Genomic DNA, 23,584 nt, shown 5'->3' on the forward strand with positions numbered 1-23,584 from the left:
GGTCAACCTTGGAGTTTTCAACAATATGCCAAGTGCTGTCGTAAGATCACTGCTATTCCATAATAGAATAGCGGCGAACAATATCAGCCTATTTTTAGCAGTCACCGGGTTATTAGTTGGAGCGGAAAACGAGCGGTGCGGAAAGGCACGAGGCTTGTCGGCATGAAAGTAGTCTGTATCGGTAGTCTGGGAATCTAGGTTCGGAGAAATAGTTCCATTGCCGTGGACTGAGTTTCATTGCTGTAGTAATTTTGGGGACCCCTGTTAAAGCAAACTGCTGCTTTGGCAGGGGTCCTAACAAGGCTTACTGCTTTGCAGACTTGTCGTTGTTGATAGACGACTGTATTTTATGGTTGTTATTTCGTAGGATCGTTTTAACAATCCAACACACTATTCCGGCTAGTGCGAGAATAACAAGAATATACAGAATGATAAGGATAATTTCCCATAAAGTCATTGTTCCCTCCTCTATTTAATATCGATGCAAGCGAAGTTTCCCCAACTGCCGCCAACCTTGGCGCGGCCACAGAACTTGGCGCGATCGACGTTTGCATTGATGGGAAATTTGTGGCTCACTCGACCTGGCTTGCAGTAGCCTTTGGTGGTTTGAGACTTACCCTCTCCATTTTGGCGGTAGATGATTTGAAATTCATCTGCGCACGCATTTCCCAAGTCTGTGCCTACCATGTAGGAAACACTTGCCCACTCCACGTGAGTACCTTGTCCCTTTACGTAGATTGAGTTGGACGCTGCAGTTCCGCCTGGTGCCCAGGTGAGGCCTTGTGCACTATACGTAGTGAAATGGGGTGTTTCAGGGGCGGGGCCTGAGCCTCTTGCTCCCAGTTTGGGGAGGTTTCAGCGGCTCCAGCTACCGGCGGGGTGACTATGGCTGCAGCCGTGGCGGCAACTAACAATTGAGAAGCTACTCTCATGGCAATCTCCTTGAATTGAAATGAATGAACGCGTACCGTTCAATGAATATTTTATGAGAAAATAAACATAAAAGCTTTCTTTTTTGTTGAATCGTGTCCGGATGTTAACTAACAGTTAACTTTTATGATTGGACTTTTCAATAGTTTGTAAGGCGTATTCCAGCCTGTCATCGCTTAAGTGGCCAAAACCTAAAACCACGCCGTCTTCAGCGTCCACGCCGCCCCAGTATTCGCGCAGCGGGGTCAGCTTGATGCCGCGGGCGGCGGCGCGCGGGACGATGGCCGGGTCGCACAGCAAAACCGCATGTAGACCGCCATTGATGGGCAACAGGCGCGCGTCGGGGAGAGATCCCAGGGCATCGGCCACGAGGTCGCGGCGGCGCTTATAGGTCCGGCGCATGCGACCGGTGTGGCGCCGCAGCGCCCCGCTGGCCAGGTAATGGGCGAGCGCGGCCTGTGGGATGGTACCGACCGGCTGGCCAAAGATATCGCGCTGCTTGTCGATGCCCCCCGCGCAGCCCATCCGGGACCACCACATAGCCACAGGCGATGGACGGTGAAATCACGGTGGAAAACGTACCGAGCAACACCGTGCGCTCTGGGGCGAGCGCGGCGAGCGCGGGCAGCGGCTGGCCTACGTAGCGCAGCTCGGAATCGAAGTCATCCTCAATGAGTAAAGCGCCATGCTGGCGGGCCCAGGCCACGAGTTCGGCGCGGCGTTCGGCCGGCAGCGAGGCGCCATACGGGTACTGGTGGCTCGGGGTGACAATGAGCGCGTCGAGGTCGGTATCGGGAACGGTAACGCCATCGGCATCGGTGGGCACGTTCACCAGCTCATGGCCAAGCGCCTGCGGAATGCGCCGCAGGCTGGGGTAACCGGGCGATTCGACGCCGACGCGCAGCGCAGTACCGAGCGTGCGCAGCACTAAAGCCAGGCCATCGCGGGCACCGGCGGTAACGACACTGCCGCGGGAGACGCCGAGCTGGGTGGCCAGAGTGCGCGTGGAGGGCACGGGCTCGCCGGGAAGCAGGGCGCCGGAGGTGACATCGGCGCGCACGGCGGCGGCGATTTGCACCGGCAGGGCGCGAGTATCGGTAGGGTCGAGGCGCAGGGGCATAAACACAGTATAAGTGGTACAACCCAACACGCGGGAAATGGTTCTTTACTTGTACCACTTGGGCAGGGCAGTATAGAGCGCATGACCGAAAACATTGCGACCACGCGCGTGAAACGTGGACTAGCTGACATGCTCAAGGGCGGCGTCATCATGGACGTCGTGACCCCAGAACAGGCGCGCATCGCCGAGGATGCGGGCGCGAGCGCCGTCATGGCACTTGAGCGCGTGCCTGCCGATATCCGCGCCCAGGGCGGCGTGGCCCGCATGTCCGATCCGGAGCTTATCGAGGGCATCGTCGACGCCGTATCCATCCCCGTGATGGCGAAGGCGCGCATTGGCCACTTCGTCGAGGCGCAGATTCTGGGCGAGCTCGGCGTGGACTTCATCGATGAGTCCGAGGTGCTCAGCCCCGCCGATTACGTCAACCACATCAATAAGTGGGACTTCGACGTGCCGTTTGTGTGCGGTGCGACCAACCTGGGCGAGGCCCTGCGCCGCATCACCGAGGGCGCGGCCATGATTCGCTCCAAGGGTGAGGCCGGCACCGGCGATGTCTCCGAGGCCGTCAAGCACCTGCGCACGATTCGCGCGGAAATCGCCCGCCTGCAGCACCTCGACCGCGATGAGCTCTACGTTGCCGCCAAGGAACTCCAGGCACCGTATGACCTGGTAGCGGAGGTTGCGGAGACCGGTAAGCTGCCGGTCGTGCTCTTCGTTGCCGGCGGCGTGGCCACGCCTGCCGATGCCGCCCTCGTCCGCCAGATGGGCGCCGAAGGCGTCTTCGTGGGCTCCGGCATCTTCAAATCCGGTAACCCGGCGGCGCGCGCGGAGGCCATCGTGAAGGCCGCCACGCTTTACGATGATCCCGCCGAGCTCGCCAAGCTCTCCCGCGGCCTGGGCGAGGCCATGGTCGGCATCAATGTCGGCGATGTGCCGGCACCGCACCGCCTGGCCGAGCGCGGCTGGTAATCGCGTGGTCATGCCACAAGAAGCTAGCGCCACGATCGGGGTGCTCGCGCTGCAGGGCGGCGTGGAAGAGCACCTGCACATCCTTGACGGCTTGGGGGCGGGGACGCGCCGGGTGCGCGTGCCGCGCGACCTTGAGGGCCTGGATGGGCTGGTGATTCCGGGCGGGGAGTCGAGTGTCATCGATAAGCTCGCCCGCACCTTCGGCGTGGCAGGTCCGCTGCGCGAGGCCGTAGACCACGGCCTTCCCGTGCTCGCCACCTGCGCCGGGCTGATTTATTGCGCCCGCGAGCTGGATAACCCCTCGCCAGGCCAGCAGACACTGGGGCTGCTCGATATCACCGTGCGGCGCAATGCCTTTGGCAACCAGCGCTTTTCCGCCGAGCGCACCGTGCCGGTCGTGGTCGGGGAAGAAACTCTGCCCATCGAGGCGAGCTTCATCCGCGCCCCGCTGGTCACCCGCGTCGGCGATGGCGTGGAGGTCATCGCGACCGTGCCGCACGACGGCGCGGAGGACGCGGTCGTGGGCGTGCGCCACGGTGCCGTCACCGCCTTGAGCTTCCACCCGGAAGAAAACGATGAGGCGCGCGTGCACGCCGCCTGGCTGGACAGTATCCGCTAGGCGCCGGAGAGGCCGCGGCGCTTGAGCAGCGGCGCTACGTCCTTATCGCGCCCGCGGAAGTCGCGGTAGGCCGCGCCGAAATCGCGGGAGGCGCCGCGGGAGAGGATGAGGTCTCGGAACTTTTGTCCTGCGGCGCGCAGATTGCTTTGCTCCTTGAACCACTCAAAGCCATCGGCATCGAGCGCCTCCGCCCACAGGTAGGAGTAGTAGCCCGCGGAGTAGCCGCCGGCGAAGATGTGGTTGAAGTACGTCGATCGGTAGCGCGGGGCGATGTGCGGGTTATCCAGCCCCACCGCACGCCGGGCCTCCTCCTCGAATGCGTCCACAGCCTCCGGGGTGGCCTCAAGTGCCGCGGCATCCTTGGCGCTGAGCGAATGCCACGCCAAATCGATAATGGAAGCCGCCAAGTACTCCGAGGTGGCAAAGCCCTGGCCGAATTCGGAGGCGGCGGTCACGGCATCGAGCAGCTCATCGGGGATCGGTTCGCCGGTGTCGACGTGGCGCGCATACTGCTTGACCAGCGACTTATCCAGCGCCCAGTTCTCATTGATCTGCGAGGGGAATTCTACCCAGTCGCGCGGGACGTTGGTGCCGGCGAAGGTGGGATAGTGGACATCGGAAAGCAGCCCGTGCAAGGCGTGGCCGAATTCGTGGAAGAGGGTGTGCACCTCGTCCAGGCTCAGCAGGGGCTGGGAACCATCGGCGGGCTTGGTAATGCCCAGCACGTTGACGATGACCGGCTTGCGCTCCAGCAGGCCTGATTGGCCCACGAACTGGCTCATCCACGCGCCACCGCGCTTGGTGGGGCGGCCGAAATAGTCTGTGAGCAGCAGGCCAATTCCCTTGTCTCCGTGCTCGACGTTATTGCCGTGTTCGTCGTTATCGCCGTGTTCGTCATCTCCCGCGTGCTCGACATCCTTGTCGAGCACCTCCCACACGCGCACGCCCTCGGCATAGCCCTCCAGGTCCTCGCGCGGAACCACAGAAATGCCGTACAGGCGCTCGGCGGCGGCGAATACGCCCTGGGTGAGGACCTTGTCCAGGGGGAAGTACTGGCGCAACTCCTCCTCGTCGAGCGAGAAGTCGCGGGCGCGGACCTTGGATTCCCAGTAGGGCCAGTCCGCGGCGTGGAAGTCTTGCTCGTTGAGCGTGGCTTCCTCAGCTAATAGCTTGTGCTCGCCGGCGGCATTGGCCGCGGCCGCGGGGGCGAGGTCTGCGAGCATGTCGCGCGCGGCATCGGCGCTGCCAGCGGTTTCTTCCGCGATGACGTAATCGGCGTGGGAAGCATACCCCAGCAACTCGGCGCGCTCGGCCCGCAGCTGGACGGCCTCGATAAGCCCTGGAATGTTGTTTTCGGAGCCTCTGCTTGCCGATGCCGCATAGAGCTTTCTGCGCGCCCCCTCCCTAGCCAGGCGGGACTGCTCCGATTGCACGGTGGGCAGCTCGAGCGGGATGACGTAGCCTTCGCGGCCTAGGGCATTGGCATCCGCCTTGGCCGAGGCGATGCGCTCCGGCGGCAGGCCCTCGAGCTCTTCCTCCGTGAACTCGACGGCGTGCTCGCGCGTGGAGGCCATGAGATTGCGGCCGAATTCCTCCGATAGGGCGGACAGGCGCTGGTTGATATCGGATAGGCGGGCCTTGCCGGCGGCATCGAGATCCGCTCCTTGGCGTGCGAACGTGCGCAGCAGGTGCTCGTGCAGGCGCGCGCCCTCCTCATCGCCGGCGGGCGGGGTGGCGTCCTTGATGCGCTGGTAGAGCTTTTCGTCCTGGTACATCGCGTCGTAGTGGGCGGACAGGCGCGGATAGATATCGGCGGCGATCTCTTCCATCTCATCGGTGACGTCCGTGCCAGAAAGGTTGCCAAAGACCGCCATGACGCGGTCGAGGTCTTGGCCGGAACGCTCGAGGGCTTCCACGGTATTTTCCCACGTGGGCGCGGCGGGATTTCCAGTAATGGCGGAGAGCTCGGCATCGTGGCGCGCGAGCGCTTCGTCGAAAGCGGGGCGGTAGTGCTCGACCTTAATCTCCGCAAACGGCGGGAGTTGGTAGGGCAACGATGAAGGGTGGAGTAATGGATTAGTCATAAATGACCAATGTACCCATTAACTCCACCCTCTGTGATGGCTTTCACTAAGAAGGCTAGCTCACCGTTACTAGCTCCGCGTCTTCATCCTGCTCCTTCTGCGGCGGCGTGGCCTTTCGCTTTCCGGTATTCATCAAGATGATGTCTAGTACGAGGAATGCGGCAAGGGTAATGCCCAAAAGCGGTATAAATACACCGACGGTTGCGGCAAAGAGAGCGCCCAGGCCGGTGGTGGCCCAGGAGAAGTGCCGCTTGGAGCCAGGTGCAAATTGCGGCCGGCGCTTCCACCACATGTAGTAGCCCAGAACAACCATGGCGGCGATGGCGAGGCCAAGGGCAAAAAGGGCGATCTGCAGCGGCAGGCCAAACATGATGCCCATGTGCAGGTAGATGCCCCAGCTGCTGAGCTTGCTAAATAGCGGCAGCTCGGAGAAGGGCAGGCGGTCGATGACCTCGCCGGTGGAACCGTCGACGGATACCTCATCAGAGGTGTAGCGCCACTCGACCCAGCGCTCGCTCACCTTCCACCCCGAGTCGGTGTCCTCCGGGGCGTACAAGCGCAGCGGGCCCGTCAGGCCTTCCGCGCGGCCGGTGGCGTAGACGCGCTCTGCCTGCTCGGCGATGACCTCCGGCTCCGGAGCCTCGCCCGGAGCTTCCGCATCCCCACCGTGAGCGCCGTGGGCACCGTGACCTTCGTGCCCGGCGTGGGCACCGTGTGTGGCATCGGCGGAGGAATCGGTGGTGAGCGCGGTTTCTACCGGCGTAGCCTTCCAGTTCATCTTCTCCACCACGGAATTGACGTTCCCGCCGGCCAGTTGGGACCAGGTGATGCCGGTAGCTGACAAGCCAATGAGCCCGATGAAAATCCATGCGCCCATAGTGGAGTGCAGGCGGGTGGCCTTCCAGCGCTTGGAGCGCTGCGGCTGGTTCTTTAGCGGTGCGGCAGCCTTTTTGGGCCGGCGGCGAATCCACCACATGTAGAGCCCGCCGCAGGCCAAGACCCACAGCCAGGAAGCGGCTAGCTCGGAATAAAGCTCACCCGGCTGGCCCAAGTGGAAGCTTTCATGCAGCGAGGAAATCCAGCGTCGCAGCGGCATATCGCCCAAGCCGGAGTAGGTGGGGTAGTCACCAATGACCTCGCCATCGGCCGGGTTAATGAATACGGTGCGCTGCAGGCTCTCGTCGATGCCCGGATCCGCCACCAGCACGCGCGTAGAGTCCGTCGCCGATTCCGCCGGCCACACCTGGGAGACCGGCATATCCGGGTGTTCCTTTTGGGCGGCGCTGATTTGGTCCTCCAGGCTTACCGGGTTATTTACTTCCTCGACGGTCATGACGTCGCGGTAAGCAAACTTTTCCAGGGTCGGCGCCAGTGCATAGAGGCAGCCGGTCAATGCCGCGATAAGGATGAAGGGGCCGACGAACATTCCGCCGTAGAAGTGTATGCGTTGGATGAAGGAACGCAGAGCCGTCCGACTCATAAAGTAGTTCTCTTTCGTGCTTAGTGGTCAGTTGCATGGACGCTGATATCAACTGCACTAATAGTCGGAACTTAGGCAACCCTGGTTCCCGGAGAGCGAAAATTTTTTCAGTCGTGTGAAAGGGATGTGAAAACTAGACAGTGAAGAAGCTTTTACTTCTTCAGGTCATCGATGAACGGGGGTGAGCAATGGCTTTCATTATGAGAGCTCGAGGTGGAAACTAGTGAAACCGCCTTGGCCGCCGGGAGTACCGGTGGCGGTGATGGTGCGGTCGGTGGGGATACCGGAGATATCGAGAAGCAGCATGAGCGAGGACATAACGTGGTGCTCGCTGCTTTCAATATTCGTACACTCGATGCGTGCTAGGGTGATGTCGCCCTCGCCGAGTTGGAGCTTCTCTCGGAGGACATCGGGCTGTGATTCCAACAGGTCGAGCAGGCGCGGCTTGGCTTCCTCTACGACGCTGCAGGGTTCGATGAGGAAGAGTCCGTCGAACAGGTTGGGGAAGGCTATCTCCGTGTCGTGGGCGGGAATGAGAGCCCCAGTCACATTGCTCAGGCGGTAGGAGGCGGGTGCAGAGTGTTGGTAACCGTTCCACAGCAATGTGAGGTCGATGAGACCGGCGTCGCCATGCTTGAGGACGGCCCTCGGGCACTCTGGCCTGTCAGGGCACTCAGGGGAAACGGGGAGGAAAACGATGGTGTCAAGCCGCAGGGCCGTGCGGCGAGCTGCCGCGAAGTAGTTATCCCATGATTGACTCTCGCGGCGCAGGGGCACGAAGGGAAGCTCCGGCCATAATTGAACTGATTGCCCGATTTGGCGAATCATTGCATGCGCGAGATGGGGGTCCGCAGAACTCACGATGAAGACGCTGCCGGGAGTCAGCGGAGGAAAGAACTCCCGCATCTCAGGAAACGGGTACATGTCAGCTCTGCGTGGTGAAGAGGAGATACTCGATGGCATCGGAGGGTAGATCGGGGCGCCACTGCTCGAGCACAGAGTGGACAGTGGCCAGGTAGAGCTCGTACTCCGTAGTGCGCCACCCGCTGTGGATGGTCCAACCCATAGCGTTCGCGACGAAGCGATCCAGGATTAGTGGGGTAACCTCGCCTGGCTGTGGTGGATGGGTGAAGTACAGCAGTTTAGTGAAATACGCGGGCCCCAGTCCGGGGACGCGTCTTCCGCGGCCTGAGTCGCTGTTATTGAAATACCGGTACGCGGCCACGGGGTCGGAGGGCATTCCGGCGACAGCATCGAGGAGCTTGTTGGTGTTGGAGGGGATGGTCAGCGGAGTCATAGCGCGGTAGCGCATCAGCCCGTTGGTGCCCGTTCCCCAAGCGGCCAGGGTGGCGAAGAAGGCGAGTATATCCGCAGACGAATCGAGGTTGCCGGCCGCAGCAAACACCTGGCCGCGGGTGAGTGTGCCGCGGGGCGAGTCAGTGTTGAACACTGTCGGCAGAGGCCCGAGATGCGGGTGCTGAGACCACCCCTCGCGCCACGCAGCGGCGTCAAAGGTGACCTGGTGGTTGAGGACGTTGGCGTAGGAAAACGACGACGCCGCGCGCTCCACTACGGAGAGGATACGCGCGGCGGTCGGAAACATGATGGTAGAAAGAACTACTTCTTCAGGCCATCGATGATCTCGTTGAACTGTGCGACAGGCCGCATGACAGCGGAGGTCTTCTCGTCGTTGGGCCAGTAGTAGCCGCCGAGGTCGGCGGGCTCACCCTGGGCATCGATAAGTGCCTGGGAGATCTCATCGGCCTTGCCGGAAAGCTCGGAGGCGACGTCCTTGAAGGCGGCCGCGAGATCGGCATCCTCGGTCTGGTTAGCCAGCTCCTCGGCCCAGAAGGTAGCCAGGAAGAAGTGGGAACCGCGGTTGTCGTTCTCGTCCGCCTTGCGGGATGGGGACTTGCCCTCGTTCAGCAGGCGCTCGGTGGCCTTGTCCAAGGTGGTGGCCAGCACGCCGGCCTTCTCGTTGCCGTTGGTCTGGTTCTCGTGGCGGAAGGACTCGGCCAGCGCCAAGAACTCACCGAGGGAGTCCCAGCGCAGGTGGTTTTCTTCCTCCACCTGCTGGACGTGCTTCGGGGCGGAGCCGCCGGCACCGGTCTCGAAGAGGCCGCCGCCTGCCATCAGCGGAACCACGGACAGCATCTTTGCGGAGGTACCCAGCTCGAGGATAGGGAAGAGGTCCGTGTTGTAGTCACGCAGCACGTTACCGGTCACGGAGATGGTGTCCTCGCCGCGGCGGATGCGCTCGATGGAGGTCTTGGTAGCGGTGACCGGATCCTGGATCTCGATGTCCAGGCCCTCGGTGTCGTGGTCCTTGAGGTACTTTTCCACGAGGGACTGGATATTGCGGTCGTGGCCGCGCTCTGGGTCGAGCCAGAAGATGGTCTTCATACCGGACAGGCGCGCGCGGTTGACGGCGAGCTTAACCCAGTCCTGGATCGGCTCGTCCTTGGTCTGGCAGGCGCGCCAGATATCGCCGGCCTCGACGTCGTGCTCGATGAGCACCTCGCCCTTGGAGTTGCGGACCTCAACGGTGCCGGCTGCGGGCACCTTGAAGGTCTTGTTGTGGGAGCCGTACTCCTCGGCCTTCTTAGCCATCAGGCCGACGTTTGGCACGGTACCCATGGTGGTGGGGTCAAAGGCGCCGTTTTCCTTGCAGTCTTCGATGACGGCCTGGTACACGCCGGCGTAGGAGGAATCCGGGATGACGGCGAGGGTGTCTTGCTCCTCGTCGTTCTTGTTCCACATGTGGCCGGAGGTGCGGATCATGGCAGGCATGGAGGCGTCAATGATGACATCGGAAGGCACGTGCAGGTTGGTGATGCCCTTGTGGGAGTTGACCATGGCGAGATCGGGGCCATCGGCAAGCGCGGATTCGAAGGCTGCCTTGATTTCCTCGCCATTGTCGAGCTTGTCCAAGCCTTCCAGGATGGAGCCCAAGCCGTTTTCGCCGTTGAGGCCGGCGGAGATGAGCTCGTCGCCGTACTTATCAAAGACATCGGCGAAGTAGGTGCGCACGACGTGGCCGAAGAGGATGGGGTCAGAGACCTTCATCATGGTGGCCTTCAGGTGGGTGGAGAAGAGCACGCCCTCTTCCTTGGCGCGCTTGACCTGCTGCAGCAGGAACTCATCGAGGGCCTTGGCGGACATGAAGGTGCCGTCGATGACCTCGTCCTTAAGAACTGGCAGCTCCGGCAGCAGGGTCTGCTCGCCGTCAGCGGTCTTCAGTACGATGGACAGGGTATCTTCCTCGGGGATGATGACGGACTTCTCATTGTGGCGGAAGTCGTTATCGTCCATGGTGGCGACGTTGGTCTTGGAATCCTTGGACCACTCGCCCATGCGGTGCGGGTGCTTCTTAACAAAGTTCTTTACGGCCTCCGGCGCGCGGCGGTCGGAGTTGCCCTCACGCAGGACGGGGTTAACGGCGGAGCCCTTGACGGAATCGTAGCGGGCCGCGATGTCCTTTTCCTCGTCGGTGGACGGGTTATCCGGGTAATCAGGCAGGTCGTAGCCGGCGGCCTGCAGCTCGGCGATGGCCTTCTTCAGCTGCACTAGGGAAGCCGAGATATTCGGCAGCTTGATGATATTAGCCTCTGGGGTCTTGGCCATCTTGCCCAGCTCAGCCAGGGCGTCTTCCACCTTTTGGTCCTCGGTGAGGCGCTCTGGGAACTGCGCGGCGATGCGGGCAGCCAGGGAAATATCGCGGGTTTCTACGTCAATGCCCGCGGTGGAAGCGAAGGCCTCCACGATGGGCTTGAGGGAGTAGGTCGCCAGAAGCGGCGCCTCATCGGTACGGGTCCACGTAATCTTAGCCATGATTCTCCTATTAAATGTGGGAAAATTTCTTCAGGTGACCAGATTACCGATTTTGTCCGCTCCATGTGGAGCGCTCGGTACATTCTGGGGCTGGGTGGCATCGGTCACGGGGCCATGCGCTGGGTAAATCTCTTCACCTGTCCACGCCCTGAACATGCTTTATGCGCAGGTGGGGTGTATCGTCGCCCCTCGTGAAAATTATCGATCAGTTAAGCCCGCGCAGCGCCCATGAACACCGCATTCACCGTCGGCCTTTGCCCCGCCAGACGGAGATTTCTACTGCGCGCCGCACCATCGTCATGGTGGCGATGGCCCTTGGTGCGTTTGCTATCGGTACTACCGAGTTCGTCTCGATGGGCCTGCTGCCGCTGATCGCGGAGGATTTCGGGGTTTCTGAGGATACCGCCTCCACGCTGATTACCACCTACGCACTCGGTGTAGTGGTCGGTGCGCCCCTGATTGCGGCCTTTACCGGCAAGCTCCCGCGCCGCCGCCTCATCCTCTTGCTCATCGGCTTTTTGGTGGTGGGCAACCTGCTGTCGGTACTCGCGCCGAATTACTGGGTGCTCATGATGGCTCGATTCATCGCCGGCATGCCCCACGGAGCGTACTTCTCCGTGGCTAACCTGTCTGCGGCGTCGATGGCCCCTCCCGGCGGGCGCGGCAAGGCCATGGCTTTTGTGGGCATGGGGCTTGCCATCGCCACGGTCATCGGCGTGCCCGCGGCACAGGCCCTGGGTTCCGCGCTGGGGTGGCACGCGGCCTACCTGGTGGTTGTGGTCATCGGCCTTATTACCGCCGTAGCCCTGTTTTTCCTCATGCCGCACATGACGGAGATGAAACAGACCGATATCCGCACCGAGTTCGGTGCCTTTAAAAACAGCCAGGTGTGGCTCACCGTCATCATGGGCGTGGTGGGTTTTGGTGGCATGTTCTCCGTCTATACCTATATCTCCTGGACCATGACCGAGGTCGCGGGCCTGAGCGATAGCCTGATTTGGGTCGTGCTCATGGCCTACGGCATTGGCATGACGATAGGCAATGCCTTTGGCGGCTGGTTGGCGGACCGCAACCTTGAATTCGGGATCATTTTCGCCCTGGCCAGCTTGATCATCATCCTCACCGCCTTCTATTTCCTTTCCAGCCACGCCATCCCCGCCACCATTTGCTTTGGCATGGTGGCATTTATGGGTTCCACGTTGGTGCCGTCGCTGCAGCTGCGCTTGGTCCACGTGGCGGGCGATGCCCAGACCTTATCCGCCGCACTCAACCAGTCCGCGCTCAATATCGCAAACGCAGCCGGTGCGACCATCGGCGGCATCGTCGTCGGTGCGGGCCTGGGCTATTCCGCCCCGGCGCTGGCGGGCGCCGGCTTGGCGGCCGCGGGTTGCGTTGTGTGGGCGATAACAATGTGGGATAAAAAACGCCTTGCAGGCCGCAGCTAGAAGTACCACCGCACACGCCTATATTCTGGAGCACCATGAGCCTTACCATCGCTAGCGTCAACGTCAATGGAATCCGCGCCGCGTGCAAGCAGCGCAACGAAAACAACCCCGGCATGAATGCCTGGCTGGAGCAGACCCCGGCCGATATCGTGCTGATGCAAGAGGTACGCGCCACCCCGGATCAAGCCAGAAAAGCCCTGGCACCCGCCCTGGAAGCCGGCTGGCACTTGGAGCTTGCCGATGCCGCCGCCAAGGGCCGCGCCGGAGTAGGCATCCTCTCCCGCACGCCGCTTGCCGATGTCGAAATCGGCTTCGGCTCCTTTACCGATGCCGGCCGCTGGATTGCCGCGACCACCCGCGATATCCGCGTTGCCTCGCTGTACTTGCCTTCCGGCGATACCGATTCGCCAAAGCTGGATGAAAAATACCGCTTCTTGGATGAATTCGATTCCGTGCTGGCAGAAAACGCCGATAAGGACATGGTCATCGGTGGCGACTGGAATATCTGCCACCGCGCCCAGGATTTGAAGAATAATAAAGCCAACGAGAAGAAGGCCGGCCACCTGCCGGAAGAACGCGCCTTTATGGACCACGTTTTCGGCAGCTTCCCGGATGAGGCGCCGCAGGAGAAAAAGAACCTGGGCGAGTGGCTCGGCGTCGTGGACTACGCGGGCACCACCCCGTGGGAGCCGGCCACCGCGCCGCAGTGGTTCGACGTGGCGCGCCGGCTCCACCCAGAGGCTGACGGCCCCTATACCTGGTGGACCTATCGCGGCCAAGCCTTCAATAACGATGCAGGCTGGCGCATCGACTACCAAGCCGCAACTCAGCCGCTGCTCGATCGCGCGCAGCGCACCTGGGTGGATAAGGCCCCGACCGTGGAGCAGCGCTGGTCCGATCATTCGCCACTGCTGGTGGAATACGTCTGATGTCGCCGCTATTTAGCGTCCTGTACGTCATCGGCATTACCGCCGAGTCCATGACGGCTGCGCTATCGGCCGGCCGGCAGAAGCTCGATCTCTTCGGCGTGACGATGATCGCCGCCATTACCGCACTAGGCGGTGGCACCGTCCGCGATATCGTGCTGGCGGATCCGCCGCTGACCTGGGTAGAACACCCCATCTATCTGGTCATCGTCATCGCTGCCGCCATCGTCACGGTGGGCATGTCCTTCCTCATGCACTATTTCCGCCACCTCTTCCTCATCCTCGATGCCTTGGGGCTGGCGGTCTTTTCCGTGCTGGGCACCCAGATTGCCGCACACTTGGGTTACGGCTTCATCATCGCCTCGGTATCTGCAGTCATTTCCGGCGTCTTCGGCGGTGTGCTGCGCGATCTGCTTTCGGACCGCATTCCGCTGGTATTTTCCGGCGAGTTTTATGCGGCCATCTCGATCCTTGCGGCCGGGCTCTACATGATCCTCTTGCGCGCCGGGCTATCGGAGGAACCCACGGCGATTATTACTGCCTTGGTCTGCTTTGCCGCGCGCCTTGCGGCCATCTACTTCAAGACGGGCCTGCCCGTCTTTGAATACCGCGATGGTGAGCAGCAGATGGATCCGCGCCTGCGGCTATCGGCGCGCATCGTGCGCGATGGCGCCCGTCGTGCCAAGCGGAAGGCGGGCGCAGCCACCCGCTACGCCAGCCCCATCACCCGGCCGCTGGGCCGCAGCAAGCGCACCGCAAGCGATTTTTCCTCCCCGCTAAGCCTCGAAGAGTTAAATAGCAACCGGATTGCACGGCCGACTGTTCACTCATCGATTACCCGCCCCAGTGGCAAGCACTCGCCTGGGGCGAGGGGAGTGGATGTGCAGCAGCAATGGACCTTCAACAAGGAGGATGTGGGCAGGCAAAGGACCCCCAAGCACAAGCAGTAGTGCTAGTATTAACACGTTAAAAATTTCGAAATCTGCAACGGAGAAAGTTCATGGCTCGCGCAATTATTCCTTTTGTCCTTGGCGCCGTAATCCTCGCCCTGAGCATCTGGTGGTGGACTGCTGTCGGACCGTCCTTCGCCTTCCTTGGCCCCATCGTCCTCATGGGCGTCGGCGGTGCCTTCATGGTGACCGGTTTCGCCATTTTCATGGACATCGTCAGCCCCACCTCCCGCAAGGTCTAAGGGCACGGTCTGGCGATGAAAGCTATCGATCTACTCACAGACATGGCGCAGCGCCCGCTCGATGCGCTCGCCGCATTGCCGGAGTTGAGCAACGAGACCGCCAATGCGCACTTTGGTGATCACCCGAACTCGATCACGTGGCTGCTATGGCACACCGGCCGCATGGCAGACCTGCAGCTTGCGCAGCTGACTGGGGAAGAAGAGCTGTGGCAGCGCTACGACCTCGACCTGCCGGATGCCATGGGCTATGGCCAATCGGCGGAGGAAGCGCGTGCGGTGACCACGCAGGACATCGGCAAGCTCCGCAGCTATACCCAGGAAGCATTGGTGCAGGTCAAGGCGTATGTCGCCTCGCTGGAGGATGACAACCTCGATGACGTGATCGATACCTCGTGGACCCCGCACGTTACCCGCGGTGTCCGGCTGGTCTCGATTTTTGATGACGCCGCGCAGCATCTTGGGGCGGCCAATCAACAAGCAAAAATGACGGAGTAACATTACCTGACATGACTGATTCCACTGCATCTAATTCCGCATCCCGCGTACTTTCCGGCATTCAGCCCACCGCTGATTCCTATCATTTGGGAAATTACCTGGGAGCGCTGAAGCAGTGGATCGACTTGCAGGAAGGCTACGATGCCTTTTACTTCATCCCGGATCTGCACGCGATTACCGTGGAGCAGAATCCGGAGGAACTGCGCAACCGCACCATGGCCGGTGCAGCACAGCTCATCGCGCTGGGCATCGACCCGGAGAAGTCCACCCTCTTCGTCCAGTCCCACGTGCCCGCCCATGCGGAGCTGACCTGGGTATTCCAGTGCCTGACCGGCTTCGGTGAGGCCTCCCGCATGACGCAGTTCAAGGATAAATCCGCCAAGCGCGGCGCCGATCGCACCTCGGTGGGCCTTTTTACTTACCCCATCCTGATGGCGGCCGATATCCTACTGTACTCGCCGGATTACGTGCCGGTGGGCGAGGATCAACGCCAGCACTTGGAGCTCACCCGCAATCTGGCAGAGCGCTTCAATAATAAGTACGGCGAGACTTTCCACGTGCCGGAACCATTCATTCCGGAGGGCGCGGCGAAGATCTATGACCTGCAGGACCCGACGTCCAAGATGTCTAAGTCCGGCCCCAACCCCAAGGGCCTGGTCAACCTGCTCGATGCCCCGAAGACCTCTGCCAAGCGCATCAAGTCCGCCGTGACCGATGACCTGGGTACCGTCGCTTTCGACCGGGAAAACCAGCCGGGCGTGTCGAACCTGCTGGTCATCCAGTCCGCGCTGACTGGTGAGTCCGTCGACTCCTTGGTGGAAAAGTACGCCGGCCAAGGCTACGGTCACCTGAAAGTGGATACCGCGGAGGCGCTCGAGGCCTTCATCACGCCGCTCAAGCAGCGCTATGACGAGCTCATGGCGGATCGCGGCGAGCTGGAGCGCATCTTGGAGCGCGGCGCCCAGACCGCACAGGAAGTAGCGCAGCCGCTTGTCGATGCCGTCTATGAAAAAGTTGGCTTCCTTCCCCGCCCGCGCAGGTAGTAGGTACCCCTTAACCCACCCCACCGAGGGACAACTGGGTGTTTGCCAGCTACGCTATACGGGATAAACGCTGTGCGAACAAGAAGGGAAGCACGTGTCCACCACCACGCAATCCTCCTCTAAGAAGACGGACCACTACGGCATCGAGCGCGCGAACGCCGATGACCCGGGAGCGATAGATAAAGTCCGGCGCAAGTCGCCCTTTGTTGACCATCTCATGCGCATGCAGGAGCGCTATGCCGCAGAGGGTGGCAACCAGTTTTCTGCTGGCATTACCTATTACTCGGTGCTGTCCATCTTCCCGTTGGCGATGCTGCTGGTGGCCACCATCGCTGCTGTCCTTGCTAACCGCGAAGACCTGCTCAATGATCTCCAGTCCTATATCACGGACTCCATTGACGGGAATCTTAGCGAATCGGTCAATGAGATCTTGGATACGGCCATCGACCAGCGCGGTGCCATGTTCGGTATTGGTGGTTTGACCACCCTGTGGTCCGGACTGGGGTGGATGAATCACCTGCGCATCGGCATTTCTGCCATGTGGGGCATCGATGCCAATGACGGCGGCTCCTTCCTGAAAAAGAAGTTCTCGGACCTTCTGGGGCTTATCGGCCTGATCATCGCCTTTGTCGTCGCCTTCGGTGTGACCGCTGCTGGTTCCTCCGGCCTCACGCAGAAGATCTTTGACCTCTTAGGCATTGATTCCTTCCCGGGCATGGGTTATGTCTTCTTCTTCAGTGGCTTGTTGCTGGGCCTTATCGCCAACTTCATCGTCATGTGGTGGCTGATTATGATCCTGCCGCGCACGAAGGTGCCTAAGAAGTCCGGCTTTACCGGCGCCGCCATCGGTGCGGTGGCGTTCGAGGCCATCAAGCAGCTGTCCACAGTGATCATGTCCTCTGCCACCGGCAGTCCGGCCGGCGCGGTCTTTGGTCCGGTCATCGTCCTGATGATCGTCATGTACTTGGTGTGGCGCGTGGTGCTTTATATTTCCGCATGGACTGCGACGACCGCAGAATCCCTGAAGTACGCGCACCCGCCGGTTCCAGAACCTGCCGTTATTCGCGTGCGCAACGAGGTACGTGAGGGCGCACCAGCAGGTGCGGTCTTCGGCGTGGGCGCGGCGCTGGGCGCTGCGGCCGTGGGTGTGGCGAAGCTTTTCCGCCGGAAATAAAAATCCTCCCTACGGGTGAGGATCGCTGCGCTCTTTACCTTTAAGATAGGACACTATGAACGCCGATGATATTGCCCCAGACTTCTACGAAAAGTGGGACCTCGACCGCAGTGGTGGCGAGGATGAGCTTTCCGTTGTATTGGAAGCAAAAGATATCAAGCTCGGGCAGCAAGGATATAACTCCGATGAGCCGCGGCGCGTACAGCTACGCATAGCGGCCAGCATCTTGGGCTCGGCGAAAAAGAGGGCCGAATATGATGAAGCATTGCGCACCGGCCTTCGCCCGACGTGGGGCGAGCTCGGCACGCTGAGTTCGGTGGGGCAGTGGTCTCCGGCACCGCGCTCGCAGAAAAGCTTCCACGATCAACCGCAGGGTGGTCCGGAGCAGGCGCCGGGTTTTGCCCAGCCCAGCCCATATAGCTCCCCGTACGCGCAAAACCCATTTGGTCAGCACGCATCATCGCAGCAGCAGCAGATGTCGCCGTCGTTCGCTGCCCCGCCGGTGCCCTTCCAGCAACAGGCACAGGAACGGCCTTCGCAAAGCACGCGCATTGGCATGGGCATCTTGGATTTCTTCTTGGCCGGTAGCATCAGCAGTGCGTTTGGCGCGGGTGTTGACGAGCTCGTGGATGTAGACGCCCTGTCCTTTGTCGTTTTCTGCATCGTCATGGTGGTCTACGTTCTGGGCAGCGAAGTTTGGTTGGGTGCTAGCCCGGCAAAGATTCTTGCCGGCTATACCGTGCGGGATGTGGATACGAAGGAAAAGCTCGGCCTCAGCCAGTCCGCCAAGCGCCAGTGGTGGCGCCTAATTAACCTGATTCCTGGTATCGGGCAATTGGTGGGCTTGGTGGGCGCGGTGGTGCACGCGACCACCATTAATGAGGAAAACAACCTGCGCGGCTCGCACGACGATCTCGCAAACGCAGAAGTGGTAAAGAGGAAGCCGCGCAAGTAGAACGCTGACATGGCGCATCCCAGGGCTGGTGCCTACGATGGTGCGCATGCATGATGCACCTTTAATTAGCCCCGAAAATAAGGATTCCGCCGAGAGCGTGGTGGAACAACTGCCCAAGGTATCCCTGTGGGAACCGGTTCGTTCGCAGGCCAGCACCGCGGAGGAATTGAACGCGGATATTCGCGAACAGTGCGCCCAGCTTGCCGATGACCACGTGGTCTACGCCGAGCTGCAGCTCAACCCTGCGGCTTATTCTTTCGATACCTCTGCAGTCGTACGCGAGGTGGCCGCGGAACGCTTCGGCGATCTCGAGGTACGTTTTGTCCTCGAGGTGGCAGAGCCGGCGGCTAACTCTGAGGACTCTGCGGGCATTGCTGGCTACACCCTGCCGGAGGGGAGTGCTGCCGCCGCGGCGGAGTTCCGCACGAAGTACCTGCCTACCCAGATCGCGGTGGGTGAGGATTTCGCCGCCACCGAAAGCGCCGCCCAGGCCGGCGTGAACCGCTTGCTGCGGCCGGTGAATATGATTGATGATTTCACCGCTGATGTCGATGGAATCCGCCCAGGCAAGGCTTCCGGATGGATCCGCGACCGACACATTCCATTGGTATTCTCGCCCTTGGATGACGTTGAGGAGCTGACGGATCATCCGCTGCCCCTGTTGCAGCAGCTTGGTTTTACCTGCTCGGTCTCCTCCGGCGATTCCACGCTGAGCAGGCAATTTCTCGCCTTGAGCGAGACCTTTGGGTACGGCTTGGAGGAGTTTTTCGATCTCACCGTGAAGGCGATTGAAAATATTTTCGGCACCGAAGAGACAAGGCAGCGTATCCTTGAGACCGTTGTCCTTCCGGCCTACGAGGACCTCTCCGATCCGGAACTTGCCGGCCCCGATACTGAGGAGTCGCTCCAAGATTCCGGGTTCTCAATGAACCTGAATGACAACGCTTCCGAAGCGTAATAGAGAGTTAATCTACATAAAGGAGGAAGACATGCCTTCCGCACTATTCGTTGTTACCGCCGCTGATAAGTGGACGCTTGCTGATGGCAGCGCCCGCCCTACCGGTTACTGGGCCGAGGAGCTCATTGCTCCGCACCGCGTTTTTAAGAACGCTGGTTGGGATATCGACTTTGCTACGCCGAACGCAAAGGCTCCAGTGGTAGACGAGTACAGCCTCGAGGTATTGTCTGAGGGCGACCGCGTCGAGCAGGAGAACTACCTCGCAGAAATCGGTCCAGACCTGGAAGACCCACTGAACCTGGCCGATGTTAAGGAAGCTGACTACGACCTCGTCTTCTACCCCGGCGGCCACGGCCCGATGGAGGACTTGGCTTATGACCAGGACTCCGCCAAGCTGCTGCAGGAGCGCATCGAATCCGGTCGCGCTCTGTCCCTGGTATGCCACGCACCGGCCGCATTGCTCGCACTGGACAATGACAACTGGCCGCTCAAGGGCTACACCATGACCGGCTTTACCAACGCCGAAGAGGGCGAGGAAACCATCGCCGCTGCCAAGTGGGTTGTTGAGACCCGCCTGCGCGAACTCGGCGCTGATTTCAAGCAGACCGATCCGATGCAGCCTTATGTTGAGGTTGACCGCAACCTGTACACCGGTCAAAACCCGGCATCGTCTGAGCCTTTGGCACAGCGCATCCTGCGCGACTTTTAATGCGGGTGCTGAAAGCTCTCGCTGCAGGCAGCGCGGTAGTAGGGGCGTCGGCGTATATAAAGAGTCGTCGTCCTTATCTGCGCAGCGTTGCACCTGAGCTTCGCAGCCCATTACTGTACCTGCCGCTGCACTTGCTCTCGGGTGATCGATTCGCTCGAACGAGCAGGCTATTTGCCAATATGGACGTGGCACGTCCGAAGTGGCGCCCGGTGGACATCGAAGAGCTATCTTGTTCTTTTGAAGACCAAGCATTCCGTGCCCGCGTTATTACTCCACGCGGAGATGGAACGCCAGCCGAGCCACGTCCCGTGGTGATGTGGATTCACGGCGGAGGTCACCTGCTCGGTGGCCCGGCGATGCATGATCCCCAAACTTCGCTCATCGCATCGGAGTTGGGGGCCATTGTCATTGCACCGCGCTATCACAAATCCACGCAGGAACCTTTTCCTGCGGATCTGGAAGAGTGTTATGCCGCTTTGCGCTGGATGCAGGAAAACGGTGAGCTTTTAGGCGCGGATACTTCGCGCATTGCGGTCGCTGGCGATAGCGCCGGCGGCGGCTTGGCCGCAGGCCTTGCCCAGCGCACGGTGGATGAAGACCGTCCCATTCGAGCGCTTGGACTGGTCTATCCAATGCTTGATCACCGCACCATTGCTAAAGAGGGTGCGGTGGGGCAGTTTATTTGTCCGCCGAACTTAAATCGCGGCGCCTGGGATATGTACTTAGGAAAGGACCATTTAGAAACCCCGCTGCCACCGTATGCATCGCCGGCGACGCGTTCGGATCACTCGGGGATGCCGCCCACGTGGATCGGCGTGGGAGACATCGATCTTTTTCATGATGAATCCGTGGCCTTTGCTACCGCACTGCAGGACGCCGGAGTCGAGACCACACTTGATGTGTATGCAGGTGCCTATCACGGCTTCGATCAGGTACGCCCGCGCGCGCCCCAATCGCGCAGAATGCTGGGAGATCTTATCGAGCACCTCGGCTCCCACCTCTAGCCGCACTTGATGCGGAATGAGGTGTAGGTGAAAATGCAGCAACCGCCCCAGTCCACGCTCCACTGTGAGGAGTGGTTGGACTGGGGCGGTCTTCTGTTAGTAACGGCTCCCGGCAGCTGAGGTAGCTAGAGCCGGTAGTCCGCAGGGCAGAGTAAAAACTTAAAAGCGGGAAAAACGCTTAATTAGCATGTTCTCAAGACCCTTCCAGGACTCCGCATGCTCGTTATACGGCTTCGACGGCACGTAGCCTGCGTGCTCGGTGGAACCGAGCATGTAGCCGAGGTAGTCCTGCAAGCGTGGGTTCGCCAGCATATAGGAGTTAATGGAATCGTCCCCGGCCCAGTCCGCGGCATCGGCGCAGACCTCGTAGCAGCGGGCTAGTTGGTCGGAGTCGACCGCTTCCGGTCCCTTTTCAATATCGCGCACGATGCCATTAAAGGAATACTGGTTATCCGGGTGGACCTGGACCTCGAGTTCACCGGCATTGGCGGCGGTGACAACGTCCTGCCAGGTGGATACGCGCGCCAAGTCGTGGTCATCATTATCGATGAGCCACCGCACCAGCGTCTTGGAGGAATCGAAGGTAAAGATTTCGCCCCATTTGCCTAAGAAGATGGGCTTGCCGTCCAAGTAGGTGCGCAGCGTGTAGACGGACTTGGACTGTGCGGTGATTTTAATCGGGTCGATTCCGGCGGCGGCCCAAGGGGACTCGTCATAAGGGTCGGCGGCTTCCGCCGCGGCCTTACGCTTTTCTTCAGCTTCCTTGGCGGCAGCGTCGGCGGCGTCCGCGGCCTCGGAGATGCGGGTTTCGGCATCGGAGATAGCGGAGGCATCGAATTCATCGCTAGGAACGACGCGGACGCTTTTATCCAAATCCGCGATGACCTTCTTCCAATTGGTCAAGATGACCCGTCCGACGCCGGTCCACTCATTCAGCCCCTGCTCACCGGAGTAGTGATCGGCGCCGCGGGAGACGTTGCGCAGGATGGAGTGGGTGGCGAAGAAGATGGTGGTTTGTTCGGCAGCGGCGACATCGGCAAGCGCAGATGCCACCTCGAGGTTGCGCGCCACGGTTGCGACATTGGCGTGGCTGGGGCGGCCGGCGAGGGCTTCCGGCATGCCAATCAGATCGTATTCATCGCGCTTGGCTGGGGTAACGCGGTGCGCTGGGCGGGCGGCAAATTGTTCCCACTGCGGGTGATCTAGCAGGTCATGCTTGGCATCGGACTCCAGGTAGCACAGCAGCTCAGCGGGGGAGTCAAAGACCAAGACGGAGTCATCGTCGCCCAAAAAGGCTTGCCATTCGGAGCCGCCTTCGCGCCACTTGGGCGCCCAGAGGGTATAAAAATCGCCCTCAGTCAGGGAGAGCTTAATAGGCACAATCGCACGGGTACTCATGGCCTTTTAGCATACCCAACGCCCCTGCGGCCCCGCGGAATTGCCGGGCGCTTGTCAGGTAGTCGGCCGCCAAAAGCCCTTAAATTGCATGCCCATATTATTCGTCCGCAGCGGGTTAGTCTGCACGGGGTCGCCGGCCTCCACGATCTCGCCATTGCCGGAATACATCGCCACATGGCCATCCCAAACCACCAGATCGCCGGGCTGGAGTTGATCGGCGCTGACCTGCTTGCCGATGGCCTGTTGGTCCGCCGTGCGCGGAATATCCACCCCTGCCTGGGAATAGGCCCATTGTGTAAGCCCCGAGCAGTCAAAGCCGCCGTTGCCTGTTCCGCCCCAGGTATAAGGTTGGCCCAATTGGCTCTTGGCCGCGGCAACGGCCGCCCGGCCTGCGCCCGATCCGGCTTCGGTACTCGCCGGCGGGTTCGGTGTGGGAGCAGCGGCCAGTTCTGCTGGAGGGGCCACGGCCGTGTGCGTCGCCGCGGCAGCCATGGCTTGCTGGGGCTGGCCCACGGCGGATTCCACCGGGCGCTGGGAGATAGGCAAAAGGGCCGCAGCGGCATTGGTGAGCTCGTCTTTTAGTCGGCTGACCCGGACCATCGCCAAGCCAATATGCTCATCTATCACGGCGCGAAGTGAGGCAAGTGCTGCGGCGCGAGAGGCGGGGTCGAGGGAGATAAGTCCCATCGCGATGGGCGCAGCGGCGCGGATGAGCTGCGTGCCGATGCCGAAGATATCGCCGGCGGCCGCTGCGATAAGGCTGCGCGCCTGGCCAAGTACGGCGGAGACGGTCTCGTTATCGCCGGTGAGGAGATCCGCGGCGGCGATAAGTTGGGAGGCGTCACCGTGCGCGATATCCGCAAGTGGCGGTACGGCGGAGATATCTGGGACGCGGGGAAGCTGGACATCGGGAAGCGGCGAGGGCTGCAGCGCGGCAATATTCTTAATGGCAGTAGCAAGCACTTAAATCGCCGCCCCGAGTAAGTCGCGCAACGCCGCATCGGAGTCTTCAGCCTCGCGTGACATCTGGAAGGAAGACTGCGCAATATGGCCCATATCGCGGCGCAGCATGGTCATCCGCGCCCCAATATTGTCCAAGGCGGCATGAACGGCCTCATTGAACCCGGTAAAAGCCGGATCTTCGGGCAATGCCGGGTGGGGCGGGTTGTCTCCTTGCGCGTTTGAATGCAGGTCACGGGCTAAATGGCGGGCGTGGGCGGTATCGATCTGAAATGGTCTCATGCCCTATTGG

General features: G+C 61.0%; 21 protein-coding genes and 1 pseudogene. 13 read left to right on the top strand and 9 right to left on the bottom strand.

Annotated features, from left to right (window positions below; genetic code table 11):
* Positions 1 to 1,047: 1,047 nt before the first annotated feature.
* Positions 1,048 to 2,050: pseudogene (locus ABRP88_RS05705) on the bottom strand (aminotransferase-like domain-containing protein).
* A gap of 81 nt (positions 2,051 to 2,131) precedes the next feature.
* Here ABRP88_RS05705 and pdxS point away from each other — a divergent pair.
* Together pdxS and pdxT are read left to right on the top strand one after the other, a co-directional pair.
* Positions 2,132 to 3,019, top strand: coding sequence for a pyridoxal 5'-phosphate synthase lyase subunit PdxS (gene pdxS / locus ABRP88_RS05710; RefSeq protein WP_023025344.1), 888 nt, complete (start codon positions 2,132 to 2,134; stop codon positions 3,017 to 3,019).
* Between the two features lie 10 nt (positions 3,020 to 3,029).
* On the top strand, positions 3,030 to 3,638 hold the full coding sequence (pdxT, locus tag ABRP88_RS05715) for a pyridoxal 5'-phosphate synthase glutaminase subunit PdxT (RefSeq protein WP_349836576.1): 609 nt from the start codon (positions 3,030 to 3,032) through the stop codon (positions 3,636 to 3,638).
* Here the strand turns inward: pdxT and ABRP88_RS05720 are convergent.
* The 5 genes from ABRP88_RS05720 to ABRP88_RS05740 all read right to left on the bottom strand — a co-directional run bounded on the left by ABRP88_RS05720 (position 3,635) and on the right by ABRP88_RS05740 (position 11,033).
* Positions 3,635 to 5,722 carry a M3 family metallopeptidase gene (locus ABRP88_RS05720; protein ID WP_349836577.1) on the bottom strand — a complete coding sequence of 696 codons (2,088 nt, stop codon included), beginning with the start codon at positions 5,720 to 5,722 and terminating at the stop codon, positions 3,635 to 3,637. The genes pdxT and ABRP88_RS05720 overlap by 4 nt on opposite strands.
* Before the next feature lie 55 nt (positions 5,723 to 5,777).
* Positions 5,778 to 7,202: a PepSY-associated TM helix domain-containing protein gene (locus ABRP88_RS05725; protein WP_349836578.1), complete on the bottom strand. Its 1,425-nt coding sequence runs from the start codon at positions 7,200 to 7,202 to the stop codon at positions 5,778 to 5,780.
* A gap of 198 nt (positions 7,203 to 7,400) precedes the next feature.
* A complete protein-coding gene (locus tag ABRP88_RS05730; protein ID WP_349836579.1) occupies positions 7,401 to 8,063 on the bottom strand; it encodes a hypothetical protein in 663 nt (220 codons plus the stop codon).
* Between the two features lie 64 nt (positions 8,064 to 8,127).
* Positions 8,128 to 8,805 (bottom strand): 8-oxoguanine DNA glycosylase OGG fold protein, encoded by a 678-nt coding sequence (locus ABRP88_RS05735; protein WP_349836580.1) that lies wholly within the window; start codon positions 8,803 to 8,805, stop codon positions 8,128 to 8,130.
* Between the two features lie 14 nt (positions 8,806 to 8,819).
* Positions 8,820 to 11,033 carry an NADP-dependent isocitrate dehydrogenase gene (locus ABRP88_RS05740; protein WP_349836581.1) on the bottom strand — a complete coding sequence of 738 codons (2,214 nt, stop codon included), beginning with the start codon at positions 11,031 to 11,033 and terminating at the stop codon, positions 8,820 to 8,822.
* Positions 11,034 to 11,224: 191 nt separating this feature from the next.
* Between ABRP88_RS05740 and ABRP88_RS05745 the strand changes: the two genes are divergently transcribed.
* The 11 genes from ABRP88_RS05745 (at position 11,225) to ABRP88_RS05795 (ending at position 20,934) form a co-directional block, all read left to right on the top strand.
* Positions 11,225 to 12,478 (top strand): MFS transporter, encoded by a 1,254-nt coding sequence (locus ABRP88_RS05745; protein ID WP_349836582.1) that lies wholly within the window; start codon positions 11,225 to 11,227, stop codon positions 12,476 to 12,478.
* A 35-nt stretch (positions 12,479 to 12,513) separates the two neighbouring features.
* The gene (locus ABRP88_RS05750; protein ID WP_349836583.1) at positions 12,514 to 13,407 is read left to right on the top strand and encodes an exodeoxyribonuclease III; all 894 of its coding nucleotides are present in this window, start codon (positions 12,514 to 12,516) and stop codon (positions 13,405 to 13,407) included.
* Positions 13,407 to 14,354: a trimeric intracellular cation channel family protein gene (locus ABRP88_RS05755; RefSeq protein ID WP_284784435.1), complete on the top strand. Its 948-nt coding sequence runs from the start codon at positions 13,407 to 13,409 to the stop codon at positions 14,352 to 14,354. Before ABRP88_RS05750 ends, ABRP88_RS05755 begins: the two co-directional genes overlap by 1 nt.
* Before the next feature lie 50 nt (positions 14,355 to 14,404).
* Complete coding sequence (locus tag ABRP88_RS05760) at positions 14,405 to 14,596, top strand: hypothetical protein (protein WP_023025362.1); 192 nt, start codon at positions 14,405 to 14,407, stop codon at positions 14,594 to 14,596.
* A gap of 15 nt (positions 14,597 to 14,611) precedes the next feature.
* Positions 14,612 to 15,091 (top strand): DinB family protein, encoded by a 480-nt coding sequence (locus ABRP88_RS05765; RefSeq protein ID WP_349836584.1) that lies wholly within the window; start codon positions 14,612 to 14,614, stop codon positions 15,089 to 15,091.
* A gap of 11 nt (positions 15,092 to 15,102) precedes the next feature.
* Positions 15,103 to 16,134 carry a tryptophan--tRNA ligase gene (trpS, locus tag ABRP88_RS05770; protein ID WP_349836585.1) on the top strand — a complete coding sequence of 344 codons (1,032 nt, stop codon included), beginning with the start codon at positions 15,103 to 15,105 and terminating at the stop codon, positions 16,132 to 16,134.
* Between the two features lie 94 nt (positions 16,135 to 16,228).
* Positions 16,229 to 17,308 (top strand): YhjD/YihY/BrkB family envelope integrity protein, encoded by a 1,080-nt coding sequence (locus ABRP88_RS05775; protein WP_349836586.1) that lies wholly within the window; start codon positions 16,229 to 16,231, stop codon positions 17,306 to 17,308.
* Between the two features lie 55 nt (positions 17,309 to 17,363).
* Complete coding sequence (locus tag ABRP88_RS05780) at positions 17,364 to 18,263, top strand: RDD family protein (RefSeq protein WP_349836587.1); 900 nt, start codon at positions 17,364 to 17,366, stop codon at positions 18,261 to 18,263.
* 37 nt (positions 18,264 to 18,300) lie between these two features.
* Positions 18,301 to 19,221 (top strand): adenosine deaminase, encoded by a 921-nt coding sequence (locus tag ABRP88_RS05785; protein ID WP_349836588.1) that lies wholly within the window; start codon positions 18,301 to 18,303, stop codon positions 19,219 to 19,221.
* Between the two features lie 31 nt (positions 19,222 to 19,252).
* Positions 19,253 to 19,930 (top strand): type 1 glutamine amidotransferase domain-containing protein, encoded by a 678-nt coding sequence (locus tag ABRP88_RS05790; RefSeq protein WP_349836589.1) that lies wholly within the window; start codon positions 19,253 to 19,255, stop codon positions 19,928 to 19,930.
* A gap of 179 nt (positions 19,931 to 20,109) precedes the next feature.
* Entirely contained in the window at positions 20,110 to 20,934 is an 825-nt protein-coding gene (locus ABRP88_RS05795) for an alpha/beta hydrolase fold domain-containing protein (protein WP_284849863.1), read from the top strand.
* 159 nt (positions 20,935 to 21,093) lie between these two features.
* Here ABRP88_RS05795 and ABRP88_RS05800 read toward each other — a convergent pair whose 3' ends face one another.
* The 3 genes from ABRP88_RS05800 to ABRP88_RS05810 are packed head-to-tail and all read right to left on the bottom strand — an operon-like array spanning position 21,094 to position 23,574.
* The gene (locus tag ABRP88_RS05800; RefSeq protein ID WP_349836590.1) at positions 21,094 to 22,332 is read right to left on the bottom strand and encodes a SatS C-terminal domain-containing protein; all 1,239 of its coding nucleotides are present in this window, start codon (positions 22,330 to 22,332) and stop codon (positions 21,094 to 21,096) included.
* A 54-nt stretch (positions 22,333 to 22,386) separates the two neighbouring features.
* The gene (locus ABRP88_RS05805; protein WP_349836591.1) at positions 22,387 to 23,295 is read right to left on the bottom strand and encodes a C40 family peptidase; all 909 of its coding nucleotides are present in this window, start codon (positions 23,293 to 23,295) and stop codon (positions 22,387 to 22,389) included.
* Entirely contained in the window at positions 23,296 to 23,574 is a 279-nt protein-coding gene (locus ABRP88_RS05810) for a chemotaxis protein (RefSeq protein ID WP_284770108.1), read from the bottom strand. It abuts the gene before it with no gap.
* Positions 23,575 to 23,584 lie beyond the last annotated feature (10 nt).

The organism is Corynebacterium sp. KPL2734, from assembly GCF_040225595.1.
GTDB lineage: Bacteria > Actinomycetota > Actinomycetes > Mycobacteriales > Mycobacteriaceae > Corynebacterium > Corynebacterium rhinophilum.